Consider the following 23,463-nt stretch of genomic DNA (forward strand, 5'->3'; position numbering starts at 1 on the left):
AGCGGGGCTGTGGATAACAGCGAGGGCTGTGGGTAACCCAGAGCGGGGTCGCGCCATCGCGTTAGGGACCTAGGTGTACTGGCCCAGTGGCTCTGACCGATTGCGATCCAGGCCCTAGCCGGGTTGGTTGACCGGCAGCACGGCACAATTCTCCGGGTGAGCGATTCGGCGGACCTGCACCCTGAGCGGATACCGGGTTACTGCCACGACAGCCCCTTTGGCGAGAAATTGTCAATACCTGTGGACGGCTACTCCTGGCCCCGTTAGTCGGTGGCGAGGAGGCGTTCCAGCCAGTTGTGGCGCGCCGCGACGGCGGCCTTGCTGATCCGCGCCTCGGGGACTTCCCGGTCGAAGGCGTGGAATCCGCCGGGCCACACATGCAGCTCGGCCTTACCTCCGGCTTGCCAGATCCGGGCGGCGTAGTCGACGATCTCGTCGCGCAGGCACTCGGCGGAGCCGACGTCGAGGAACGCCGGCGGCAGGCCGGTCAGGTCGGTGGCCCGGGCGGGCGCGGCGTACTGCGGCACGTCCGCCGTGCCCCGGACGTCGCCGAGCAGCGAGCTCCAGCCGAACCCGGAGTAGCTGCGGTTCCAGAATTCGATTCCATCCATCTGCATGGCCGACGCACTGTCGTTGCGGTCGTCGAGCATGGGACCCATCAGCAGCTGGCCGAGCAGGCGGGGACCGCCCTTGTCGCGCACGGTCAGGGCGAGCGCGGCGCTCAGGCCGCCGCCGGCACTGTAGCCCGTGACGACGATGCGCTCCGGGTCGATGCCGAGTTCGTCCGCGTGGTCGGCGGCCCACAGCAGACCGGCATAGGCGTCGTTGATCTGGGCCGGGTAGGGGTGCTCGGGCGCGAGCCGGTAGCCGATAGAGATCAGCGTGGCCCCGAACCGCTCGGCCGCCTCGAGCTGCTGGTCGAGCCCGATGCGGTGATCGTTGCAGAAGAAGCCGCCACCGTGCATGAAGTACAGCGCCGGCCGCGATACGGGCGCGCCGGCGGGCGTACAGACCAGCAACGGGATCTCCGGGGCGCCGTCCAGGCCGGGCACCGAGGGCTGGGAGACGATGAAACGCCCGCCACGGCTGAGGTCCCCGAGCGCCGCCACCGCGGCGTCGACCTCCGCACGGATTTTCGCCAGCCGCTCCAGGCTCATCGGCACCAACTCCGGCTCCTCCACCAGGAAGTCGTCGTAAGCGACCTGAACTTCGGCGTCGAGTGGAACCGGCACGGCGGGTACGAACTTCCCCGTTTCAAGATTCACGGGCGCACGCTAGCGCCCCCGTTCCCTTCGCGCCAGTCGATTTTCAATACCTCGCCGACCGCGCGGCGAGGCTGGGCGGATTAGCCGCGCGGGTCAGGCGAGTGCCTGATCGATCTCGGCTAGGTCCTCAAGCGGCGGCGGCGGGGGCGGCGTAGCGGATCTGGTCGGGAGACGTCGCGCCGGCGAACACCGAGCCGCAGCCGAGCCGGGCGGCTAGGGGCGGCCTGCAGCGGGTTCATGCGGCGACCTGGTCGTGGCGTTCGACGAGGTGTCCGTTGCGGAAGGTGGCGCCGGCGCGGACCAGTGCGACCAGGCGGGGTGCGTTGACCGCCCTCCACCGTTGTTGCGCGGACTCGATGAGTTTGAACGCCATGGCTAGCCCGGCGGCGCGGCTACCGGGTCCCTTGGCGACCCGGGTGCGGTGGCGCACGGTGGCGAAGGTCGACTCGATCGGGTTGGTGGTTCGCAGGTGGGTCCAGTGCTCAGCGCCCCTAGCCGGGATGAGGCACCGAAATCAATGTCGGAACCAGTGTCGTACCGCCGGCACGCCTTTCGCGGCCAGTGTCCCTGGGCCGTTTCGTCGTCATTTCCGCCGTACCGGCGCATTCGTTACACTCCGCGATCGTGAGGTTCCTGCTGCTCGGTCGGGTAGAGGCAGTTGACACCGATGAGCGTCCGTTGACCCTCGGGCGTCGCCGGGAACGATGCCTGCTCGGTCTGCTCCTGCTGAATGCTGGAGAGCCGGTCACGACCGAACGGCTGGTCAGCCTCCTGTGGGAGGAAGATCCCCTGCCGGCGGACCCGCCCGCGGTTATCCGCACCTATGTCTCCCGGCTACGTTCAAGCCTCGACCCGGCGGACAGCGGGGCGCAGTCGGTGTTGATCGGACGGCCCGGGGCGTACGTCGCCGAAGTCGATCCGGGCAGCGTCGATGCTCACCGCTTCCGTGAATCGATCAAGCAAGCCAGGTCCGAAGCCGACGGTTACCGGCGCAGCCGCCTGCTCACTGACGCGCTGGGATTGTGGCGCGGCAACCTCATGGCCGACGTCGCCTCCGACGCACTGCGCCGACGAGTCGGCGCGGACCTGAACGAGCTGCGGGCGGTCGCGACGGAGTTGCTTGTCGACGCGGAGATCGAGATCGGCCACAGTCGTGAGATGGTCGGGTTCCTCACCGGCCTGGTCGCCGAAAACCCCCTGCACGAACCGTTCGTCGACCGGCTCATGATGGCTCTTCAGCAACTGGGGCGACGCGCCGAAGCCATCGAGGCATATCAGAGTCTTCGCGAGGGACTCGCGGACGCTCTCGGCATCGACCCCGGACCCGAGCTTCAACGGCGCTACTTGGCATTGTTGGAGGGCGAGCGGCCGACCGAGGCCAACGGCAAAGCCGCCGCCACCGTCACCTGCGAGAAGCCGAGAGGGCCGGCGCAGCTTTCCCCGGCCGTTCCCTATCTGATCGGCCGGCAGTTGGCCCTGCACGAGTTGAACGACGTGTTGACGGCCCAATCGCCGGTCGTCGCGGTGATCGCCGGCACAGCCGGAGTGGGAAAGACCGCGCTGGCGGTGTATTGGGCCCACACGGTCGCGAGCCGGTTTCCCGGCGGTCAACTCTATGTCGACCTCGGGGGATTTGGTACCGATCAGTCGGTGTCCGCGCACACGGTCCTCGGCGGCTTCCTGCTCGCCCTCGGCACCGACCCGGCACTCATTCCCATGGACCTGGCCGGACGCTCGAACACGTTCCGGTCCATGCTGGCGGGTCGGCGCGTCCTCGTCGTGCTCGACAACGCCCAGTCCGCCGAGCAGGTCCGTCCTCTGCTGCCCGGAGCGCCGGGCTGCCTCGCCCTGGTCACCAGCCGCGATGACCTCGCCGGCCTGGTGGTGAGGGAGAGCGCTCACCGCCTGATCCTCGATCGGCTCGCCATCCCGGAGGCCGTCGACCTCCTACGCCGGGTCCTCGGCGCTGCCCGGGTCGACACGCACGAACGAGCGGCCGTGGAGTTGGCGGAGCTGTGCGTCGGACTCCCCCTGGCGCTGAAGGTGGCCGCGGAACGCGCCGCCCGTCAACCGGCTGTTGCGTTGACCGAGTTCGTGGCCGACATCGCTGACGTCGCGCGACGCCTCGACGCCTTTGACGTACCGCTGGACCCGACATCCGCGGTACGGGCCGTCATCTCGTGGTCCTACCACAAGCTGACCGCCGCGACCGCCGGGCTGTTCCGGATCCTCGCGGTGGTTCCCGGGCCGGACATCGACGCCGAGGGCGTCGCCGCGCTCGCCGGTCTCGACCGCCTGGCAACGCGGCCGTTGCTCGCGGAACTGGCCAGCGCGCATCTCATCGAACAGGTCGTGTACGGGCGCTACCACCTGCACGACCTGCTGCGCGCCTACGCCGCCGAGCGGCTCGCCGTCGAAGATTCCGAGACCGACCGCCACGCCGCCGTCGGCCGGTTGCTCGACTGGTACCTGGGCACCGCCGATGCCGCCGCCCGCCTGCTGTACCCCGACACCCTGAGACTGCCTCAGGAAGAACGCCGCCAGGAAGAACACCCCCAGGATCCGGCGGTCCGGTTCCGCGAACGCGGGGAGGCGCTGACCTGGTTGACGAATGAACGCGCCAACCTCATCGCCGCGACCGGACACGCCTCGCGTCACGGTCCGCAGCGGCTGACCTGGGAGTTGTACGACGCACTCCGCGGCTACCTGTACCAGTCGCAGGATCTCGACGACCTCCTCCAGGCGGGACGCACCGCACTCGTGGCGGCCGAGGAGAACTCGAACGCGTTCGCGCAGACGATCGGGCACCTCGGCATCGGAGCCGCGCTACGGGACTACGGTGACTACGACCGGGCCATCCAGCACTACACGGACGCGTTGGAATTCGCGGAGCGCGCCGGCTGGCCCGACGGCTGCGCCTCGGCCAACAACAACCTCGGTAGCGCCCATCTTCACGCCGGTCAGCTCCGACTCGCCGCCGAACACTTCAAGCGCGCCACCGACATCTCCCGGGTTACCGGAAAGCGGTCACTCCTCGCCACCCATCTGGGAAACCTCGGCCTTGCCAACTACGACATGGGCAACCTGCGGCAATCCGCCGAGTGCTACGAGGAAGCCCTGACGATCGAACGCGAGATCGGCAATCAGGGCGGCGAAGCCCGCGCTCTCCATCGGCTCGGAAATGCCGAACATCGACTCGGCCGGCTGTCCGAAGCCCTGCACCACCTCGATACGGCGCTGACGATGTACCGCAAGGTCGGCTACCGGTCCGGGGAAGCCGGAGTGTTGGACAGCCTGGCCGGTGTCCACCGTGACGCCGGCCGCTACCAGGAGGCGCTCGAATACGTACGGTCGGCGCTCGCGATCCAGGAGGAGAGCGGCGGACGGTTCAAGACCGCCGATGGTCTGATCACGCTTGCCAGCATTCAGGACCGTCTCGGCCGGTCCGCTGTGGCATACGACAACTACCAGGAGGCGTTGACCGTCGCACGCCAGACGGAAGCACGGCACGCCGAAGTGACCGCACTGATCGGCCTCGGCACCGCGGTCCTGCGGCTGGGCCAGATCGAAAGGGCGCGGAGGCTCGTTGAATCGGCACTCGCCATCGCTCAACTGGCCGGCTACCGAGCCCTCGAAGGCGACGCCCTGAGCCGTCTCGCGACCAGCTACGAGACGGAGGACGCCGGCCGGGCACTCGACTGCGCGCAGCGAGCGTTGGAGATCTATCAGGAGACCGGAATGGGACCGGACGAGGCGAGAATCCGCCTGCGCGGACTGTGACCGGGCCCCCGACACCGGGGCGCGAGCCGGATAGGGTCGGCGGGTGGCGGAGCACGCGGGGGCGGACGAAATCGGGGCGCGCGAAATCGGGCCGAGCGAAATCGGGGCAGGCGAAATCGGGCCGGGCGAGACCGGGGACTTGCTTGAGCTGAGCGTGTCCGAAGCCTCGTCGCTGATCCGGACGGGAGAGCTGACCGCCTCGGAATACGCGGACGCCCTGATCCGGCAGTGTGAGCGGCGCTCCCACTGCAACGCGTTCATCGGCTTCGACCCACACGCCGTCCGGCTCGCCGCGCATCACGCCGACCGCGCCCGGGCGAACGGTCAGCGGCTGGGCCCGCTACACGGCATCCCCATCGCGGTGAAAGACAACATCAACACCGCCGCACTCCCGACGACGGGTGGCACCGCCGCCCTGTCGGCCAACCGCCCGGAAAGCGACGCGGTGGTGGTGCGTCGGCTCGCCGAGGCCGGGGCGCTACTGCTGGGCAAGACCAACCTGCATGAACTCGGGCGCGGCTGGACGAGCCTCAACGCCACCTTCGGCCCGGTACGCAACCCGCGCCGGGAGGACCGCATCGCGGGAGGCAGCAGCGGCGGCAGCGCCTGTGCGGTCGCCGCACGCATGACGCCGGCTGCCCTCGGCACCGACACCGAGGGCTCCATCCGGATCCCGGCCGCGCTCTGCGGCGTCGCGGGACTGCGGCCGAGCACCGGCCGGTACCCGATGGAAGGGGTCATCCCGATCGCGGCCTCGCTCGACACCGTCGGACCCTTCGCTCGATGTGTGGCCGACATCGCCCTCCTCGATTCGGTACTCGCGAATGTTGCTCCCGCTCCGGCGCGACTCGACCTGCGGGGCGTGCGCATCGGAGTTCCGCGGACGTACTACCTCGACGGCCTCGACTCCGAGGTCGAGCAGATCTTCGAGCGGGCCCTGGCCTGCCTCGCCGACCGCGGAGCCGACCTGGTCTTCGCGGACCTGACCGGCCTCGACACCCTGGTCGCCGGTGTCGCCGCGGCGCTGATCCGGTACGAGTTCGCGCGACTGCTGCCGGAATACCTCGCGGTGCACGCGCCGGGGATGTCCATGCGGGACCTGGCCGCGGGAGCCGGCCCCAACGTGTCCCCCGCGTTCGCGCCTCCGCCGCCCGAGGCCGGGGAACGCCACCGCGCCGCGCGCGAAGCGCAGCGCCGGGTGCGCGCCCTGTTCCAGTCGTACCAGCGCGAGTACGCCCTCGACGTCATCGTCCATCCGGTCGTACCGATGCCCGCCCCGCCGATCGGCGCCGGACCTGTCTGGCCGCCACCGGGTGTCACCATCGCTGGCCGTGAGGTGCCCGAGGAGGTTGCCTTCGGCCGCAACGTCTCCCCGGCCAGCGTCGCGGGGCTGCCCGGCCTGGTCCTTCCGGCGGGCGCGACGCCGGAAGGGCTGCCGGTCGGGGTCGAGTTCAACGCGGCGTCCGGCCACGACGAATACCTGATCGCTGCCGGATTCGCCGCCGAATCCGCCCTGCGACCGGCGCTGTAGAACCAGCACGCAACCACCGGCACCGCACCCAACCACCGGCTCCGGGTCGAACCGCCGGCTCCGCACCGAAGGATGACGACGCGTTCCCCCGTGCGGGGGAACCCGATTGCTCACCTGATGGTGACGATCGCCGGCCGGCATTCCCATAGCGTCTCTCTCGTCGATGCGTGAGGCGTTCGCGCAGGTCACTGTTCGCACAGAACAGAGTGTTCGCGCGGATCAAGAGAGAGGGAGCAGCGATGTCTGTCGAGCCTACCGAGATTCCCACCACGGTCCCCGCCGCTGCCACCAGGTCCGGGCCGCCGCGCTGGCTCCGCCCGATCGGGGTACGGCTGGTCTTCCTCCTCGTGGTGTTTGCCGTCGTCGATGTCGTCTTCGCCCAGGTCAACTCGCTCGCGGTGAAGAACCCGGTCACCGGGCTGCTCGCCGGCCTGGCCACCGCCGCGATCGCTCTGGTCGGCTACGCCCGGCTGGTCGGTTGGCTGGAGCAGCGGAAGGTACCCGAGGTGGGTACCGCGACTCTGCGGCCACAGTTGGCCCGCGGCGTGGGGCTCGGCATCGTACTGTTCGCCGGCACCATCCTGCTGATCTTCATCTGCGACGGCTACCGGGTACGGGGCTGGGGCTCGGTCGGCGACGCGATCGCCACCTTCGGGCTGATGGCCGGCGTCGCGACCTGCGAAGAGCTGCTGTTTCGCGGGGTGTTGTTCCGGATCGTCGAGGAGTGGGCCGGCACTCTCGTCGCGCTGGTCGTCTCGGGCCTGCTGTTCGGCGTGATGCACCTGCTCAATCCCGGAGGCACCGGCTGGGGGGCGCTTTCCATCGCGGTCGAGGCGGGGCTGATGCTCGGCGCCGCGTATGTCGCCACCCGCAGCCTGTGGCTGCCGATCGGTCTGCACCTCGGCTGGAACTTCGCCGAATCGGGCATCTTCGGCTCCACTGTCTCCGGCTCGAACGGAACCGTGGGCGGTCTGCTCGACGGCGCGTCGCACGGCCCGGCAATCATCAGCGGCGGTGCGTTCGGCCCGGAGGCGAGCATCCTCGCGGTCCTGATCGGCGGCGCCACCGCGATCCTGTTGCTGCGCAAGGCCCGCAAGGCCGGCCGGATCGTCAGGGCGCCGTGGCGGTGAACCGCGCCGCGGGCAACCGATACCCTTCCCGCATGTTCCGCCGTGACGCGCCCGCCGCGCTGGCTCGGACCGACGCGCTGGCTCAACCCTCCGCACTGGCTCGGCCCACCGCGCTGGCCGAGCGCGTCGCAAGCGGGGGGCGGTCCCTGCTGCGGTACTGGCAGGCCCGGCCGGTGGTCGTCCGGGACGCGTTGCCGGCCGTGGCGCTCGCCCTGCTGGCGTACTGTCCCCCGCTCGCGCGTCACGGCACCCGGCTCGGCGAGCTGCCCTACCGCCACACCGACGCCGTCGCCGTGCTCGCCGCGCTGACTCAGTCGCTTCCGCTGGCCGCCCGCCGCCGCTGGCCCGCCGGTGTGCTGGCCGCCTGCGCCGCCGGGTTCGCGGTACAGGACGTGCGCGGGTACGCCAGCTTCGCCGGCCTCGGCCTGATCCTGGCGCTGTACAACGGCGCCGCCTACCAGTCCCGGATGCGGCAGCCGCTGGTCGCCGCGCTGACCGCCGGGTACGTGCTGCTGGCCTGGGCCGAGCACGAGGCCGGATCGCCGGCCGCGCCACAGGACTTCGTGGTCTTCTACCTCTGTCTGGCGGCCTGCTGGCTGTTCGGCTCGTGGGTACGCGCGCAGCGGCAGCACGACGCCGAGCGTCGACGGCAAGCCACGGCAGAGGTACGCACAGCGGAGCGTGCCCGCATCGCCCGCGAGCTGCACGACGTGGTCACCCACCACGTGACCGCGATCGTGGTGCAGGCCAATGCGGCCCAGTACCTCGTTTCCCAGCCCGAGCAACTGGCCGCGAATCTGGGCGCGATCAGTCAGACCGGCCGGCGCGCGCTCTCCGAGCTGCGCGACCTGCTCGGGGTACTCGACGCGACCCGCAGCGCTCCGCTGGAGCAGGCACCCGACCTGACGGAGGTCGCCGCGTTGGTGGAGCAGACCCGCGCCGCCGGCCAGCCGGTCGAGTTCGGATCGCGGGGCCGGCAGCCAGAGCTGGGCGCGGGGCGCGAGCAGGCCGCGTACCGGGTGGTGCAGGAGGCGTTGACCAACGCCATGAAGTACGCGGCCGGACGGCGCACCCAGGTCCGGCTCGACTACCGGCCGGACGGCGTGGACATCGCGGTGACCACGGCCGGCCCGGGTCCACACAAGCCGGTCGAGAAGGCGGCCGACAGCACGGTCGAGAACGCGGCAGACAAGGCGGTCGGCAACAACGCGGTCGGCGGATCGGGACGCGGCCTGGTCGGGTTGAGCGAGCGGGTCGAGTTGTTCGGCGGCTCGCTGACCGCCGGACCCGACGACACAGGCGGGTTCGCCGTGCGGGCCCGCATTCCGGCAGCGGCCGGAAACGACGTGCCGGCATGAGCGACCTCGGCATGAGCGACCCCGACCTAACTGACTCCGGCATGAGCGACCCCGCAATAAGCGACCCCGCAACGAGCGACCCCGGCACGAGCGACGCCGCGATCCGCGTGCTGGTCTGCGACGACCAGGCCCTGGTACGCACCGGGTTCGTGACCATCTTCAACGCCCAGCCGGACATCACCGTGGTCGGCGAGGCCGGCGACGGCAGGGCCGCGGTCGAGCTCGCCGAGCGGCTGCGCCCCGACGTCGTGGTGATGGACGTGCGGATGCCGCTGATGGACGGCATCCAGGCCACCACGCGCCTGGCCGGCGCCGGCGCCACCGAACCGGTCAAGGTGCTGGTGGTCACCACCTTCAACGTCGACGAGTACGTCTATCGGGCACTGCGCGCCGGAGCGAGTGGCTTCCTGCTCAAGGACGCCTCCCCACGGCAACTGATCGCCGCGATACGTACCGTCGCCCGGGGCGACGCGCTGCTCGCACCCGAGGTGACCCGGCAATTGATCGGCCGGTACGCCGCCCGGATCCGCCCCGCCAAATCCGAGGCCGGCGCGCTCCGGCAACTCACCCCGCGCGAGCGTGACGTGCTCCGGCTGGTCGCGGCCGGCATGTCAAACTCCGAGATCGCCGCGGCACTGGTGGTCGGCTCGGAGACGGTCAAGACCTACGTGTCCCGCATCCTGGCCAAGCTCGGCCTGCGTGACCGCGTGCAGGCGGTGGTGTACGCGTACCGGACCGGCCTGGTCCATCCGGGCGACGACCCGTCCTGATCAGCGGCTGACCGCGGTCTCCCGCCCGACACGCGACAGCTTCTCCGGGTTGCGTACGGCGTAGAGCCCACTGATGAGGCCGTCGTCGATGCGTACCGCGAGGACGGTGTCGATCTCGCCGTCCAGCCGGAGAATCAGCGCCGGGTGGCCGTTGACCCGCGCCGGGTGCAGCGAGAAGGTGGCGGCGACCGTCCCCAGCGCAGCGGCCAGCAGGCGGCCCACCTTGTCCGCCCCCACGACCGGTGCCCGCACCGCCTGCACGACTCCGCCACCGTCACCGAGGAAGACGACGTCCGGCGCGAGGATGTCGAGCAGACCCTGCAGGTCGCCGGTGTTGACCGCCCGTTGGAACGCCTCGATCGCGTCTCGGGTCTGGGCCGGAGAGACGACCCCGCGCGGTCGGCGCGCGGCGACGTGCGCCCGTGCCCGGTGGGCGATCTGGCGGACGGCGGCCGCGTTCTTGTCGACGGCTTCGGCGATCTCGTCGTACTCCAGGTCGAAAACCTCGCGCAGCACGAACACCGCGCGTTCGGTCGGCGTGAGCGTCTCCAGCACCAGCAGCATCGCCATCGAGACGCTGTCGGCCAGCTCGACGTCCTCGGCCACGTCGGGGGTGGTCAGCAGCGGCTCGGGCAACCAGGGCCCGATGTAGGTCTCCTTGCGCCGGCCGAGCGTACGCAGCTGGGTCAGCGCCTGGCGGGTGGTGATCCGGACCAGGTACGCGCGCTGGTCCCGTACCGTGTCGAGGTCGACGCCCACCCACCGCAACCAGGTCTCCTGCAGGACCTCTTCGGCGTCGGCGGCCGAGCCGAGCATCTCGTAGGCGACCGTGAACAGCAGATTGCGGTGGGTGACGAACGCTTCGGTGGCGGGATCCAGGTCGCCCGGACTGGGCTTGTCCGCTGCGTCCGTTGTCCGCTCGCTGTGCTCGCTCATCGCTGACTCCCGCCTGTTGCCACCCCAACCGTGCCACACACAAGATGCCGGCGTGCACCGGCGTGTGACATCCACGGCCGGTGGCGCGGCTCACACGACCACCGCTGTCACAGGGATCGGGTCGCCCGGCATCTCCATGTCCGTCGGAACGCCGCGGACGACGCGGCATCAACTCCGCAGTCAACTCCACGATGGGAGCCTGGACATGAACGAGCACACCGCGCACCAGAAGATCGCGCTGGTCACCGGGGCGAACAAGGGGATCGGCCGCGCGACCGCCGAGCAGCTCGCCGAATTGGGCATGACGGTCCTGATCGCCGCCCGGAACCCGCGGCTCGGCGAGGAGGCCGCCGCGGCGCTGCGAGCGGCGGGGCGTGACGCGCACGCGGTCACCCTGGACGTCACCGATCCGGCCACCATCCGGGCGGCCGCGGACCGGGTCGAGGAGCGCTACGACCACCTGGACGTACTGGTCAACAATGCCGGCATCAGCGGATCCGGGCAGGTTTCGCCGGAGAAGGCGTACGACCAGCTCCCGAGCAGCGTCGACCTGGACATGGTCCGGGCGGTGTTCGAGGCCAACGTCTTCGGCGTGATCGCGGTGACCAACGCGATGCTTCCGCTGCTGCGGCGGTCGCCGGCACCGCGCATCGTCAATGTCGGCAGCCACGCCGGGTCGCTGGCCATCACGAGCAGTCCGGACGCCCGCTTCTCGACCCTGCCGCAGTCGGCCGCGTACGCGCCGTCCAAGTCGGCACTCAACGCGCTGACCGTGCAGTACGCCAACGAGTTGAGCAAGGACGGCTTCCTCGTCAACGCCGCGGCCCCGGGCTTCTGCGCCACGGACATCAACGATCACAGCGGGGACCGCACCGCCGCGCAGGGCGCCACGGTGGTGGTACGCCTGGCCACGCTCGGGGCGGACGGACCGACCGCCGGGTTCTTCAGCGAGGACGGCCCGATGCCCTGGTAGGCACCCGATGCCGCCGGTAGGCACCCGATGCCCCGGTAGGCACCCGAGAACCCGTGTCATCGGGCCTGACCGGAGGCGGTGTCGCGATGTAGGCGGATTGAAAGCACCCGATCCTAGGCTGCTCCTCGTTGATCGTCGATGACGAGGGGGCAACCCATGGGCGCTTCGCTGGACCAGGTGTCCGGTGCCGGCCGGGCTCCGCTGCCGATGCGCCGGCCAAGGGTGAAGCCGGAGCACGCGCCGTACCGGATCCAGGGCGGCCTGATCCGCATCGGCGGCGTCTCCTACGGGGTGGCCGCGGAGGTCCGCGACCCCACCGGCATGGTGTGGACCCTGCTGGAGAGCATGGACGGCAGCCGGGACGCGGACGCCGTGGTGGCCCGGGTGACCGCGGCCCACCCGGGCCTGACCGCCGACGCGGTCAGCGCCGGCATCGCGCAGTTCGCCGCCGCCGGCTACCTGGAGGACCTGGCCGCGCCCGAGCCGGCCGAGTTGACCGCGCGGGACCTGCGGCGGTACGGCCCGGCCCGCAGCTACTACCGCTGGCTGGACCTCACCCCGCGGGCCAGCACCTGGGAGCCGCAGGTCCTGCTCGGCCGGGCACGGGTCACCGTGGTGGGGATCGGCGGCAGCGGCGGGGTGGCCGCGCTCGCACTGGCCGCCAGCGGGGTGGGCCGCCTGCACCTGGTGGACCCGGACGTGGTCGAGCTGTCCAACCTGTGCCGGCAGGTGCTCTACACGGAGGACGACCTCGGCCGCCCGAAGGTGGACGCGGCGCTCGCCCGGCTGCGGGCGCTGAACTCGGACATCGAGGTCACCGGGGAACAGTCGCGGATCGACGGGGTCGGGCCGGCCGCCCGGCTCGCCGGCGACTGCGACGTGCTGCTGCTCACCGCGGACCGGCCGCCGCAGGTGCGGGTCTGGACCAACCTGGCCTGCCTGGCCGCCGGCCGCCCGTGGGTGGACGCCGGCTACCACGGCCCGCTGGTGCAAGTCGGCACGTACCGGCCGGGGGGCGGCGCGTGCTGGCAGTGCGTCCGGTTGGCCGACGACGACCGGCACGCCGAGCTCGGCGCGTACCCGCAGGACGGGGGCGCACGGGGCGCCGCCGTGGGCAACGCGGTCGCCGCGCCGTCCGCTGGGGTGTCCGGCTACCTGGCGGCGCACGAGGTGATCGGCCTGATCACGGGGATACCGCCGGCGGTGCCGGGCCGGGTGCAGACGGTGAACCTGGCCGCGCTGGACGCGCCGCTGGTCCGGCTGGATCCACGCCGCGCGGACTGCCCGGCCTGCGCGGCCGTGCCGCCACCGCCGGCCGACCATCCACAGTAGACGCAATTGTCAGAAGGGAGGTGAACCCCGTGCAGAACATCGACATCCGCATGCTCGACCGCACCGAGACCGCCACACTCTCCGGCGGCGGCAACTCCACCTGACCGGACCCGCAGCCGACCCGACCGCGCCGCGAAGGAGGTGAATCCCATGCAGAGCATCGACATCCGCAAGCTGGACCGGATCGAGACCCTCACGCTGTCCGCCGGCGCCAACTCGGCGTGACGCCAGACCGCGACAGAGGACCCGTCGGCCGATCACGGGTGAGGGAGGTGACCCCGGTGCGCATCGAGATCCGCAAGCTGAATCCGGCCGAGACGGCAGTGCTGTCCGGCTCGTCCCCGAACGGCTAGCCACGGCCCGGCGCGGTCCGGCGTGGCGACCCGCCGGGTGCCACACCGGACCGCGCACCGTCCGGTACCCGATCGGCATTGAGGAGAGACCAGTGGAGCAGTTGGGGTCCGACCCCGGCACCGGCACCGCCACGCACGACGTGGCGCGCGGCACGGTGCAGATCGCGTACGTCCACGCGCACCAGGTGAGCCACTCGTGGCACCGGAGCATGGTGGCGCTGCGCGCACACGACCGGTCCACCGGGGGGCGCCGGTTCGGTGCCGCCGGGCCGGACATGCTGCGCGGCTGCACCGGTGACCTGTCCACCCCGCGCAACGAGGGCGCGGCCCGGTTCCTCGCTGGGTCCGCCGAGTGGCTGTGGTGGATCGACACCGACATGGGTTTCACGCCGGACACCGTGGACCGGCTTGTCGCCGCGGCCGACCCGGACCTGCGGCCGGTCGTCGGCGGCCTCTGCTTCTCGGTACGGGAACTGGAGCCGGACGGCTTCGGCGGGCACCGGGTGATGCCGATGCCGACCATCTTCGACAACCGCGAGCCGCCCGGCGTCTGGCCCTTCTACGAGCCGCGCCCCGACATCCCGCCGGACACCCTGGTGCGCTGCGACGCCACCGGCGCCGCGTGCCTGCTGATCCACCGCGGCGCGCTGGAACGGATGGCCGCCAGGTTCGGTCCCACCTGGTTCGACACCGTCCACAGTGGAACGGGTGCGACGCTCGGCGAGGACCTGTCTTTCTGCCGCCGGCTCGGCGAGCTGGGCATCCCGGTGTACGTGCACACCGGGGTCCGCACCACGCACCACAAGGACGTCTGGGTCGGCGTCGAGGACTACCCGAGGCAGGAATCGCATCATGTCGATCATCGAGGTACACGGGCTGACCAAGGAGTTCCACCGCCCCCGGCGCGTTGACGGCCGGTTCGGCGCGCTGCGCTCGCTGGTCACCCGGCAGAAGGTGGTCACGCGCGCCGTCGACGGGATCGACTTCCGGATGGAGGCCGGCGAGTTCGTGGGCTACCTGGGCCCGAACGGCGCGGGCAAGTCGACGACCATCAAGATGCTCACCGGCGTGCTGGTGCCGACGTCGGGCACCGTCGAGGTCGCCGGCCTGGTGCCGTGGCGCGACCGGGAGCGCAACGCCCGGCGGATCGGGGTGGTGTTCGGGCAGCGTACCGGCCTGTGGTGGGACCTGCCGCTGAGCGACTCGCTGTGGGTACTCGGCCGGCTCTACGACCTGCCGGCCGCGCGGTACCGGGAGAGCCTCGCACAGCTCGCCGCGGTGCTGGATCTGGATGGGTTTCTCGACACGCCGGTCCGGCAGCTGTCACTCGGTCAGCGGGTGCGTGGCGACTTGGCCGCTGCGCTACTGCACCGTCCGAGCGTGCTCTACCTGGACGAGCCGACGATCGGGCTGGACGTCGTGACCCGGGACCGGGTTCGCGCCACGCTCGCCGGGCTGAACCGGGACTTCGGCACGACGGTCGTGTTGACCACTCACGACCTCGGCGACGTCGAGCGGCTGTGCCGGCGCATCGTGATCATCGATCACGGGCGGATGCGCTATGACGGGGACGTCGCCGCGCTGAAGGCCAGGCACGCGCCGTACCGGGATCTCGTGGTGCACGTCGAGGACCCGGGTACGCTGCCCGACCTGCCCGGCGTACGGCGGGTCGAGCAGGCGGGCAGCCGGGTGCGGCTGCGGTTCGACCCGGCTCGGGTGGCGCCCGGCGACGTCGTCGCGCGCGTCCTGGCCGGGCAGCGGGTGCTGGACCTGTCGGTGATCGAACCCGACCTGGCGACCGTGGTGGCTGGGATGCAGGACGAGCTGGGATGAGCGCCACACGGGAATTGGTGGCCGCCGGCGGCCGGTACGCGGCGCTGGCCCGGTTGCAGTCGCGTACTGTACTGCGGCACCGGACCGACTGCGCCGTCGGGCTGATCGCGCTGGTGGCACAGATCCTGCTGTCCCGGGTGGTGTGGACCGCGGTGTACGGCGGCCGGGACGCCATGGACGGGGTACCGCTGGCGATGATGCTGACCTACGTGGCCCTGGCCGCGACGCAGCACTGGCTGCTGAGCCCGTGGGCGTTCTCGATGATTCCGGAACGGGTCCGCGACGGGACGGTGGGGATGGACCTGACCCGGCCGGTGAGCTTCATCGGCCAGGTCGTCGCCGGTCAGACCGGGCGCACCGTGGCGTTGCTGCCGTTCGCGGGTCTGGCGCTGCCGATCGGTGTGCTGCTGGCCGGCACCCGGCCCCCACGGTCCGCCCCGGCCGCCCTGGCGTACCTGCTCAGCCTCGCCCTGGCGTACCTGGTCAGCACCGGGTTGTCGGTCGTCGTCGGGCTGCTGGCGTTCTGGACCATGGAGATCCACGGGTTGTTCATCACCTACCGGATGGTGAGCCAGTTCCTGTCCGGCGCGCTGGTTCCGCTGTGGTTGATGCCACGCCCGCTGCGCGAGGTGGCGCGGATGCTGCCGTTCCCGTCGGTCACGTACACGCCGACGTCGATCTACGTGGGTACGCTGCGCGGCGGCGCACTGGCTCTCGGCCTGGCCGCCCAGGTCGGCTGGGCCGTCCTGCTCTTCCTGCTGGCGCGGCTGGCCTGGGCCCAGGCCCTGCGCCGGGTCGTGGTGCAGGGCGGGTGACCGGGCCGGTGAGCGGGCGAGTGAGTGGACCGGTGCGCACCGTGCGGATCTGGGCGCTGCTGGCCGCGGCGGCGCTGCGGGCCCAACTGCGGCACCGGGCCGATCTGGCCTTCTGCGTGCTGGGCGGCCTCGCCTTTCAGGGTGTCGGGCTCGCCGTCGTGGGTACTCTGCTGGCCCGGTTCCACACGATCGGCGGCTGGCGTCCCGGGGAGATCATGTTGCTGTACGGCCTCCGGCTGACCGCTCACGGCCTGTGGACCGTCCCCTTCGCGCAGTTGCTGAACGTCGATCAGGCGATCCAGCAGGCCGAGCTGGACCGCTACCTGACCCGGCCGGCCGGCGTGCTGGTGCAGTTGCTGACCCGCCAGCTGGCGCCGGTCTCCCTCGGCGACCTGGCCGGCGGCCTCGCCGTGCTGGCCGTCGCCCTGCCCGCCACGCGACTGTCCCGCTCGCCGGCGCTGGTCGGTTACCTCCTGCTCGCCCTGGCCGGCGCCGCGCTGCTGGAGGCGTCGCTGCACCTGGTCACGGCGGCCCTCGCGGTCCGGCTGGCCCACACCACCGCGCTGACCCTCACCACGGACAACCTGTTCAACACCTTCGGCAACTACCCGCTGCGGATCTTCGGGCCGGGACTGCGGTGGGCGCTCACCGCCGCCTTCCCGCTGGCCTTCGCCGCCTACTTCCCCGCCGCCGCACTGCTCGGGCGCGACGGCGAGCTGTGGGTGCCGCCCACGGTCGCCTGGGCCGCGCCGGCCGCCGGCGTGCTGCTGGTCGCCGTGGCGTACCGGTTCTGGCGGTACCAGCTCGCCCACTATGCCTCCAGCGGCAGTTGACGGCCGGCATGGTCGCGGCCGGTTTCGGCACCACGCACCGCTCGCGCTTGCGGGATGCTGTGGCGATGGGGAGGCACACGACGGTCGTCGATCCGCGACCGCCGGTCGAGGTTCTGGTGCTGGGGCCGGTGGCGGTGCGTCGCGGCGCCCGGCTGGCGCTCGCGACCGCGCCGCGGGTGGCCGGACTGATCGGCGCGCTGGCCCTGGCCGGGCACCGGGGCCTGACCACGCACGGGGTGAGCGAGGCGCTGTGGCCGGAGGACGGTGCGAGCCGCGACCGGTCGGCGGTGTCTGTGGTGGTACACCGGGCCCGGCGCTGGCTGCACGGGGTGGCCGGCGAGACGGCCCGGATCGAGTTCGGCGGCACCGCGTACGCGCTGACCGGGATCGGCACCGACGTGCAGCGGTTCGAGCGGCTGATCGACAGGGCCGGCGACAGCCACCGTGACAGGGCGGGTGACAGCCCCGGTGGCAGGGCCGGCGACTGGGCCGGCGACACGGCGGGCGACGGAGCCGGTGGCACAGCGGGCGGCGAAGCGGGCGACGGCGCCGGTGACGACCTCGACCGGCTGGCCGAAGCGCTGCGGCTGTGGCGGGGTGAGCCGCTGGCCGGCGCGCCCCGTGGGCCGGCCCAGGACGTGGCGGTGCGGGCACTGGCGCGGGCCCAGCTGGCCGCGACCACCCGCTACGGGCGGCTGCTGGTCGCCGCCGGCCGGGCTCCGGAGGCGCTCGACGTCCTCGCCCGCTTCACCGTGGACCACCCGCTGGACGAGCCGCTTCAGGCCGCGTTCATCGAGGCGCTGGCCGCCGCCGGGCGGCAGGCCGAGGCGTTGCGGACCCACGAGCGGTTGCGCCGCCGGCTCGCCGAGGAGTTGGGCATCGATCCGGGCCCGCTGGTACGGGCCGCGCTGACCCGGGTACTGCGGCAGGAGCTGCCCCGGCAGAGGAGCGCCGAACCGGGGGTACCCGACCCGGCCGTACCCGCGCAGCTGCCGGCGGACCTGCGTACCTTCGTCGGGCGCGAGCCCCAGCTGGCCCGGCTGGACGCGATGCTGGCCGGCGACGGGGCAACCGGGCCGATCGTCATCTCGACACTCGACGGCACCGGTGGGGTGGGCAAGACCGCCCTCGCGGTGCACTGGGCGCACCGGCACCGGACCCGGTTCCCGGACGGCCAGCTCTACCTGAACCTGCACGGCTTCGGCACGCTGCCGCCGGTAAACCCGGAGCAGGCGCTCGACCGCTTCCTGCGGGCGCTCGGCGTGCCGGGCGGGCGGATACCGCCGGATCTGCCGGCCCGGGCGGCGCTGTTCCGCAGCCGGCTCGCCGACCGGCGGATGCTGGTCTTGCTGGACAACGCCCGGGACCCGGAGCAGGTCCGGCCGCTGCTGCCCGCCGGTCCGCACTGCGTTGCCGTGGTCACCAGCCGGAACGAGCTGCGCGGCCTCGCGGTGCGCGACGGCGCCCAGTCGCTCGCGGTGGACCAGATGACCGTCGCCGAGGCGCTGTCCCTGCTGGCGCGACACGTCGGAGCGAAGCGGGTGGCCGCCGACCCGGGCGGCGCCGCGGCGCTGGTCGACTTCTGCGCCGGGCTGCCGCTGGCGCTGAGCATCGTCGCCGACCGGGCCGCCCGGCAACCGGACCTCCCGCTGGCCGAGCTGGCCGCCCAGCTGAGCGCGGACCGGGGCCGGCTGGATCCGCTGACCGTCGGGGACGACCGGACCAGCGACGTACGCGCGGTGTTCTCCTGGTCGTACCACGGCCTCGAACCGGACGCGGCCCGGCTGTTCCGCCTGCTCGGCCTGCACCCCGGCCCGGATTTCGACCGGGCGGCCGCCGCGGCGCTGGCCGGCACCGGCACCGAGGAGGCCGGCCGGCTGCTCGACACGCTGGCCGCCGGTCACCTGCTGGAGCAGCGCCGGCCCGGCCGCTACGAGTTCCACGACCTGCTGCGCGCGTACGCCGCCGAACTCGCCCACGGGTACGACCCCGGCGATGAGCGGTCCACCGCACTGGGCCGGCTCTTCGACTGGTTCACGCACACCGCCGCGGCCGCCGCCCGGTGCCTGTACCCCCAGTCGCTGTTCCTGACGCTGCCCGCACCGGTGCTGGCGCCGGGCCACTTCGACGACCTGGCACCGGCCCTGGCGTGGCTGGACGCCGAGCGGGCGAACCTGGTCGCCGTGGTGCGGCACGCGGCGCGGCACGGCCCGCACCCGATCGCCTGGCAGCTGGCCGACGCCGTGCGCCGGTACCTCTACGTGCGGATGCACCGAGCTGACGGGTACGCGGTGGCCGAGGCCGGACTGGCCGCCGCCGAGGCCGCCGGCGACGCGCTGGGACAGGCATCCGCCCGGCTGGCCCGGGCCGGACAGTGGGCGCGGGAAAACCGCAACGCCGACGCGATCGATGAGTACCGTCGCGCGCTGGCCGCGATGCGCCGGGCCGGCTGGCTGCAGGGCGAGGCGGCGAGCCTGGTCAACCTCGGACTGGTGCTGGCCAACAGCGGGCGGCTGCCGGAGGCGGTCGGCTGTTACAACGAGGCGCTGGAGCGGTACCGGGAGGCCGGCGACGTGACCCGGCAGATCTCGGCGCTGGCCAACCTCGGCTCGGCGTACAGCGCCCTCGGGCAGCTGCCGCTCGGCGCCGAGCGTGCCGAGCAGGCTCTCGCCCTGTGCCGGCGGGTCGGCAACCGCACCCACGCGGGGATCATCATGGTCGACCTCGGTGGCATCTACCACGGCCTGGGCCTGCTCGACCGGGCGGCCGACCTCCTGCGGGAGGCCATCGCGCTCAACCGCGAACTGGGCGACCTGGTCAACGAACTGGACGGGCAGTGCCAGTTGGCGGCGGTGGAGCACGACCGGGGCGACGACGCCACCGCCGCCGCGCTGGTCGATGCCACCCTTCCGGCGGCCCGGGACGCGGGCCACCTCGGTGTCGAGGGGCACACCCTGGTCGTGGCCGGCGACCTGCACCGCTCCGCCGGCCGGCGGGACGCGGCCCTCGCCACGTACCGTGAGGCGATCGCCCGCGGGCAGACCGGTGGCCGCCCAGCGGTCGAGGTCGAGGCGCTGCTCAGGCTGGCCGAACTGCACCTGGCGACCGGGGATGCGCAGCCGGCCGCCGAGTACGCCGAGCAGGCCGCGGCCCTCGCCCGGACCTGCGCGTACGGGATCCTCGAAGGGCAGGCGCTGACCGCCCTCGCCGCCGCGCGGCAGGCCCTTCGCCGCCCGGCGGAGGCGCTGTCCGCCGCTCGACAGGCCGTCCGCCTGCTCGATTCGAGCGGGCACCGGGCGGCTCAGGCGCGGGCGGCGGCGGTACTCGCGGATCTGCGGCATCCGGTGCCGTGATGCGGCCCGCCTCGATCAGCGGGGCGGGCCGCACCCGTGGACGGAGCCGGTCAGTACTTGATCGTCACCGTCGCCGTACCGAGTACCGGCGGGAGCTTCGACACGGTGACCTTCAGGACCTCGCCGTCGTCCACCACGCCGCTGGCGTCCAGCGTCTTCTGGTGGACGAGGTACTTGCCGGTGGTCGTCGACTTCACCGGCGCGCACGCCGTCGTGTCGGACAGGCCCGACGCCTCACACGCCGCCTCGTCCTGGCCGAGCAGGCGGTCCATGCCGAAGTCGCTGTCGTCGGCGAGGTACAGCGTCCTGCCGCCGTCCGCGGTCGCGACGCCTTCGATCTTGTCGTGGCTGAAGAACGCGCCCGACGGGTCGAGTTGGTTGAGCACGGTGCCGATCTCGAGGTACGGCGTCTTGCTCACCGGCGTGATGCCCGCCTGTGCCAGCAACTGCTCGGCCTTCGAGGTGACCGCGTCGCCAACGTAGGCTTCGATGGACTTCGGGCCCGAGGAGGTCGCGACCTGGTAGCCCGACGGGTTCGTGCCGTTGCCCTTGATGTCCGTCGCGCCGGTCAGGTCGATCTCGTAGAGGTTCTTGAAGGTCGCCTGGCCGGGCTCGCCCTGGTTGCCGTCCCGCTCGTCGATGAGGAACTTGGAGTCGGACAACGCGGTGATCTCGCTGACCGCACTGGCCGTGGTGGCCGGGTTGGTGAGCAGGTAGAGGTACTCGTGGATCGTCTTCGTCTTGAGGTCGACGGTCACGATCCGCACCGGGGCGACGTTGGCCGGCTTGATGGTCTTGCCCTTGGAGTCCGTGCCGTAGTCGGGCACGGTGAGCGCCGACTGCATGATGCCGACGAGCGTCCGACCGTCGGGCGTGACCGTGAGGCCCTCCATACCCTTGTTCTTGGTACGCAGCGTCAGCTCGACCGGCAGCGGGTGCTTGGTGTCGACCTTGTGGCCCTGGCCGAGGCCGCCACCGGTGTCGGCGCCCCACGGCGAGAGCCGCTCGATCTCCTTGCCGTTCTTGTCGAAGTGCGTGATGAAGGGGCCGTACTCGTCGGAGATCCAGAAGCTACCGTCCGGCAGAGCGACCAGACCCTCGGAGTCGTAGCCGTTGTCCGGGTTGAGCGTCACGGCCGGCTTGCTGCCAGGCACGGTGTAGAGCTGGGCCGGGTCGATGTAGTTGCCGAACAAGTCCTCGGTCTTCTCCGAGCTCGCGGCGTTCTTGGTCACCGGGTTCGGCAGGCCGTTGTAGGGCGTGCCGTCGGGTCCCTTGAGGACGATCGTCTTCTGCAGCACCGCCTTGCCGCCGACCAACTGGAACATGCCGATCTGCGGGTTGAAGGTCGGGTCGGTGAAGACCTTGTCGCCCAGCGGGCCGTCGTCGTCGGCGTTCGGGCCACGGTCGGTGACGCCGTAGAACCAGCCCGACTTGCCCGGCACCGGCACGAAGGACGAGCCGTAGCCGCCGCCGGAGATCAGCGCGGTCGTACCGTTGGGGCCTTCCAGCCCGCCGAGCGGCGGGATCTTGTCCCCTCCCGGTACCGCGTCCTTGTAGAGCGTGACCGCGTCGGTCGCGGTGTAGCTGAAGTGCACCGTGCCGTGGCTGCCCTTGACCGCCGGCGTGAAGCGGTAGGAGCCGTCGGCGTTGACCGTGAGGCTGCCCGCGGCCGGGTTGTCGAGGCCGCTGTGGCGCACGACCGCGGTCGCGCCGGAGTCATTCGACAGGAGGTTGCCGGTCACGGTGCCGCCGCTGTGCGAGTCGGCCGCGCCGTGGTCGGCGTTCACGGCGAACGGGTGAGGCTGGGTGGCCCACCATCCGAACGGGTCGGCCCAGGCGGTGCCGGAGGCCAGAACGATGACGGCCGCGGTACCGCCGATGACCGCTATTCGCTTGCGAGAAAGGAGGTTCAGGCGCATTCCTGCAACCAATAGGCGACAGGTGAACAGTGGATGGCCGGAGGATGTCGTGTTCCGGTCGGAACACGTAATCGAGAATCAGGTTCCGGGCAGACCGGGGCGATGTCCGGCCTCGCGCAACGCCGTCGACCCGAGCCCGGCCACCGCTGCGGCGTCAGGGCGTGAGCACGACCTTGCCGGTGACCGTCCCGGATTCGGCCAGGCTCAGGGCCTCGGCGGCGCGGGTGAGCGGGAACCGGGCCGCGACCTGCGCGGCGATGTCTCCGTCGAGCATGGCCTGGAAGACCTCGGTGAGGTCGTGTCGCAGCCGGGCACGGAAGCGCCGCGCGGTGGGGCGGCGGCCGGCCCAGATGTTGTAGAAGTAGGCGTGCCGGCCGTTGGGCAGGGCGTTCCAGGCCCAGACCCGGGCCAGGATTTTGAGGACGGGCAGCTGCTTGGACCCGCTGTCGTCGCGCGTGGCGGCGCTCCCGTAGGCGACGAGGGTGCCGCCGGGAGCGAGCAGCCGCCACGACGTGAGCACGCTGCTCGCGCCGAGGTGGTCGAACACCGCGTCGAGACCGCCGGGGACGAGCGCGCGTACGGCGGCGGGCACGTCGGTGGTGTAGTCGACCGGGGTGACGCCGAGGTCGCGCAGTCTGTCGTGGTGGCGGGGGGAGGCGGTGCCGATCACCCGGCCCCCGGCGAGGCGGGCCAGCTGCGCGAGCGTGGAGCCGACGCCGCCGTTCGCGCCGTGCACCAGGATCGTCTGGCCGGCCCTGACGTGGGCCTTGCGGTGCAGCAGCTGCCACGCGGTGATGCCGTTGACCACGACAGTCTCCGCGTCGATCGGGTCCAGGCCGGCGGGCACCGGTACCGCGTCCGCGGCTTCCACGGCGACATGGCTGGCCCAGCCGCCCACCTTGGTGAGCACCGCGACCCGCTGCCCGAGCAGCGTGGGGTCGGTGCCGGCGCCGACCGCGTCGACGACTCCGACGAGGTCGTAGCCGGGCACGAACGGGAACGGCGGCTGGTCGTAGTAGCGGCCCCGGCGCATCTGCTGTTCGGCGAAGGACACGCCGGTGGCCTCCATGCGGACCACCACCTGACCGGCGCCCGGCGTGGGCACCGGTGACGTGCGGATCCGCAGGCCATCCGGGCTCACCACGCCCGGAAGCACGATCTCGGTTCGCTGAGTGGCTGGCACGCTTGCCACCTCCAAGGTTGTTGTGCCGACCGTGGGTTGCCGACCGATCGGGCAGGTTAGTCGCTATCGCTTCAGTTATAACCTCTAACTCCAGTATCA

General features: G+C 71.8%; 16 protein-coding genes and 1 pseudogene. 12 read left to right on the top strand and 5 right to left on the bottom strand.

Annotation, left to right across the window (positions count from 1 at the left end; translation table 11 throughout):
- Positions 1 to 263 precede the first annotated feature (263 nt).
- Entirely contained in the window at positions 264 to 1,265 is a 1,002-nt protein-coding gene (locus Raf01_RS39435) for an alpha/beta hydrolase (RefSeq protein WP_203923226.1), read from the bottom strand.
- 235 nt (positions 1,266 to 1,500) lie between these two features.
- Positions 1,501 to 1,752 (bottom strand): annotated as a pseudogene (locus Raf01_RS39440) (IS256 family transposase); the annotation flags it as partial.
- Between the two features lie 137 nt (positions 1,753 to 1,889).
- Between Raf01_RS39440 and Raf01_RS39445 the strand changes: the two are divergent.
- The 5 genes from Raf01_RS39445 to Raf01_RS39465 all read left to right on the top strand — a co-directional run bounded on the left by Raf01_RS39445 (position 1,890) and on the right by Raf01_RS39465 (position 9,834).
- Entirely contained in the window at positions 1,890 to 5,045 is a 3,156-nt protein-coding gene (locus tag Raf01_RS39445) for an AfsR/SARP family transcriptional regulator (RefSeq protein WP_203923227.1), read from the top strand.
- 43 nt (positions 5,046 to 5,088) lie between these two features.
- Positions 5,089 to 6,576, top strand: coding sequence for an amidase family protein (locus Raf01_RS39450; RefSeq protein WP_203923228.1), 1,488 nt, complete (start codon positions 5,089 to 5,091; stop codon positions 6,574 to 6,576).
- Between the two features lie 239 nt (positions 6,577 to 6,815).
- Positions 6,816 to 7,706, top strand: a complete 891-nt coding sequence (locus tag Raf01_RS39455) for a CPBP family intramembrane glutamic endopeptidase (RefSeq protein WP_203923229.1) — start codon at positions 6,816 to 6,818, stop codon at positions 7,704 to 7,706.
- Between the two features lie 32 nt (positions 7,707 to 7,738).
- Positions 7,739 to 9,064, top strand: coding sequence for a sensor histidine kinase (locus Raf01_RS39460; RefSeq protein ID WP_203923230.1), 1,326 nt, complete (start codon positions 7,739 to 7,741; stop codon positions 9,062 to 9,064).
- A gap of 41 nt (positions 9,065 to 9,105) precedes the next feature.
- Entirely contained in the window at positions 9,106 to 9,834 is a 729-nt protein-coding gene (locus Raf01_RS39465; RefSeq protein WP_203923288.1) for a response regulator, read from the top strand.
- On the opposite strand, the gene Raf01_RS39470 is transcribed toward Raf01_RS39465, so the two are convergent.
- Positions 9,835 to 10,770 (bottom strand): RNA polymerase sigma-70 factor, encoded by a 936-nt coding sequence (locus tag Raf01_RS39470; protein WP_203923231.1) that lies wholly within the window; start codon positions 10,768 to 10,770, stop codon positions 9,835 to 9,837. It abuts the gene before it with no gap.
- A gap of 205 nt (positions 10,771 to 10,975) precedes the next feature.
- On the opposite strand from Raf01_RS39470, the gene Raf01_RS39475 reads away from it, so the two are divergent.
- The 7 genes from Raf01_RS39475 to Raf01_RS39505 all read left to right on the top strand — a co-directional run bounded on the left by Raf01_RS39475 (position 10,976) and on the right by Raf01_RS39505 (position 20,262).
- Positions 10,976 to 11,743 (top strand): SDR family NAD(P)-dependent oxidoreductase, encoded by a 768-nt coding sequence (locus Raf01_RS39475; protein ID WP_203923232.1) that lies wholly within the window; start codon positions 10,976 to 10,978, stop codon positions 11,741 to 11,743.
- Between the two features lie 156 nt (positions 11,744 to 11,899).
- Positions 11,900 to 13,075: a HesA/MoeB/ThiF family protein gene (locus Raf01_RS39480; RefSeq protein WP_203923233.1), complete on the top strand. Its 1,176-nt coding sequence runs from the start codon at positions 11,900 to 11,902 to the stop codon at positions 13,073 to 13,075.
- Positions 13,076 to 13,520: 445 nt separating this feature from the next.
- Entirely contained in the window at positions 13,521 to 14,339 is an 819-nt protein-coding gene (locus Raf01_RS39485) for a hypothetical protein (protein ID WP_203923234.1), read from the top strand.
- Positions 14,281 to 15,261 carry an ABC transporter ATP-binding protein gene (locus Raf01_RS39490; protein WP_203923235.1) on the top strand — a complete coding sequence of 327 codons (981 nt, stop codon included), beginning with the start codon at positions 14,281 to 14,283 and terminating at the stop codon, positions 15,259 to 15,261. Before Raf01_RS39485 ends, Raf01_RS39490 begins: the two co-directional genes overlap by 59 nt.
- Entirely contained in the window at positions 15,258 to 16,076 is an 819-nt protein-coding gene (locus Raf01_RS39495) for an ABC transporter permease (RefSeq protein ID WP_203923236.1), read from the top strand. Before Raf01_RS39490 ends, Raf01_RS39495 begins: the two co-directional genes overlap by 4 nt.
- Positions 16,077 to 16,084: 8 nt before the next feature.
- Positions 16,085 to 16,909: an ABC transporter permease gene (locus tag Raf01_RS39500; protein WP_203923237.1), complete on the top strand. Its 825-nt coding sequence runs from the start codon at positions 16,085 to 16,087 to the stop codon at positions 16,907 to 16,909.
- 65 nt (positions 16,910 to 16,974) lie between these two features.
- Positions 16,975 to 20,262, top strand: a complete 3,288-nt coding sequence (locus Raf01_RS39505; RefSeq protein ID WP_203923238.1) for an AfsR/SARP family transcriptional regulator — start codon at positions 16,975 to 16,977, stop codon at positions 20,260 to 20,262.
- A 50-nt stretch (positions 20,263 to 20,312) separates the two neighbouring features.
- Here the strand turns inward: Raf01_RS39505 and Raf01_RS39510 are convergent, their stop codons facing one another.
- Together Raf01_RS39510 and Raf01_RS39515 are read right to left on the bottom strand one after the other, a co-directional pair.
- Positions 20,313 to 22,181, bottom strand: coding sequence for an esterase-like activity of phytase family protein (locus tag Raf01_RS39510; RefSeq protein WP_203923239.1), 1,869 nt, complete (start codon positions 22,179 to 22,181; stop codon positions 20,313 to 20,315).
- Between the two features lie 154 nt (positions 22,182 to 22,335).
- The gene (locus Raf01_RS39515) at positions 22,336 to 23,364 is read right to left on the bottom strand and encodes a medium chain dehydrogenase/reductase family protein (RefSeq protein ID WP_203923240.1); all 1,029 of its coding nucleotides are present in this window, start codon (positions 23,362 to 23,364) and stop codon (positions 22,336 to 22,338) included.
- Positions 23,365 to 23,463 lie beyond the last annotated feature (99 nt).

This window comes from Rugosimonospora africana (assembly GCF_016862975.1).
Classification (GTDB): Bacteria; Actinomycetota; Actinomycetes; order Mycobacteriales; family Micromonosporaceae; genus Rugosimonospora; species Rugosimonospora africana.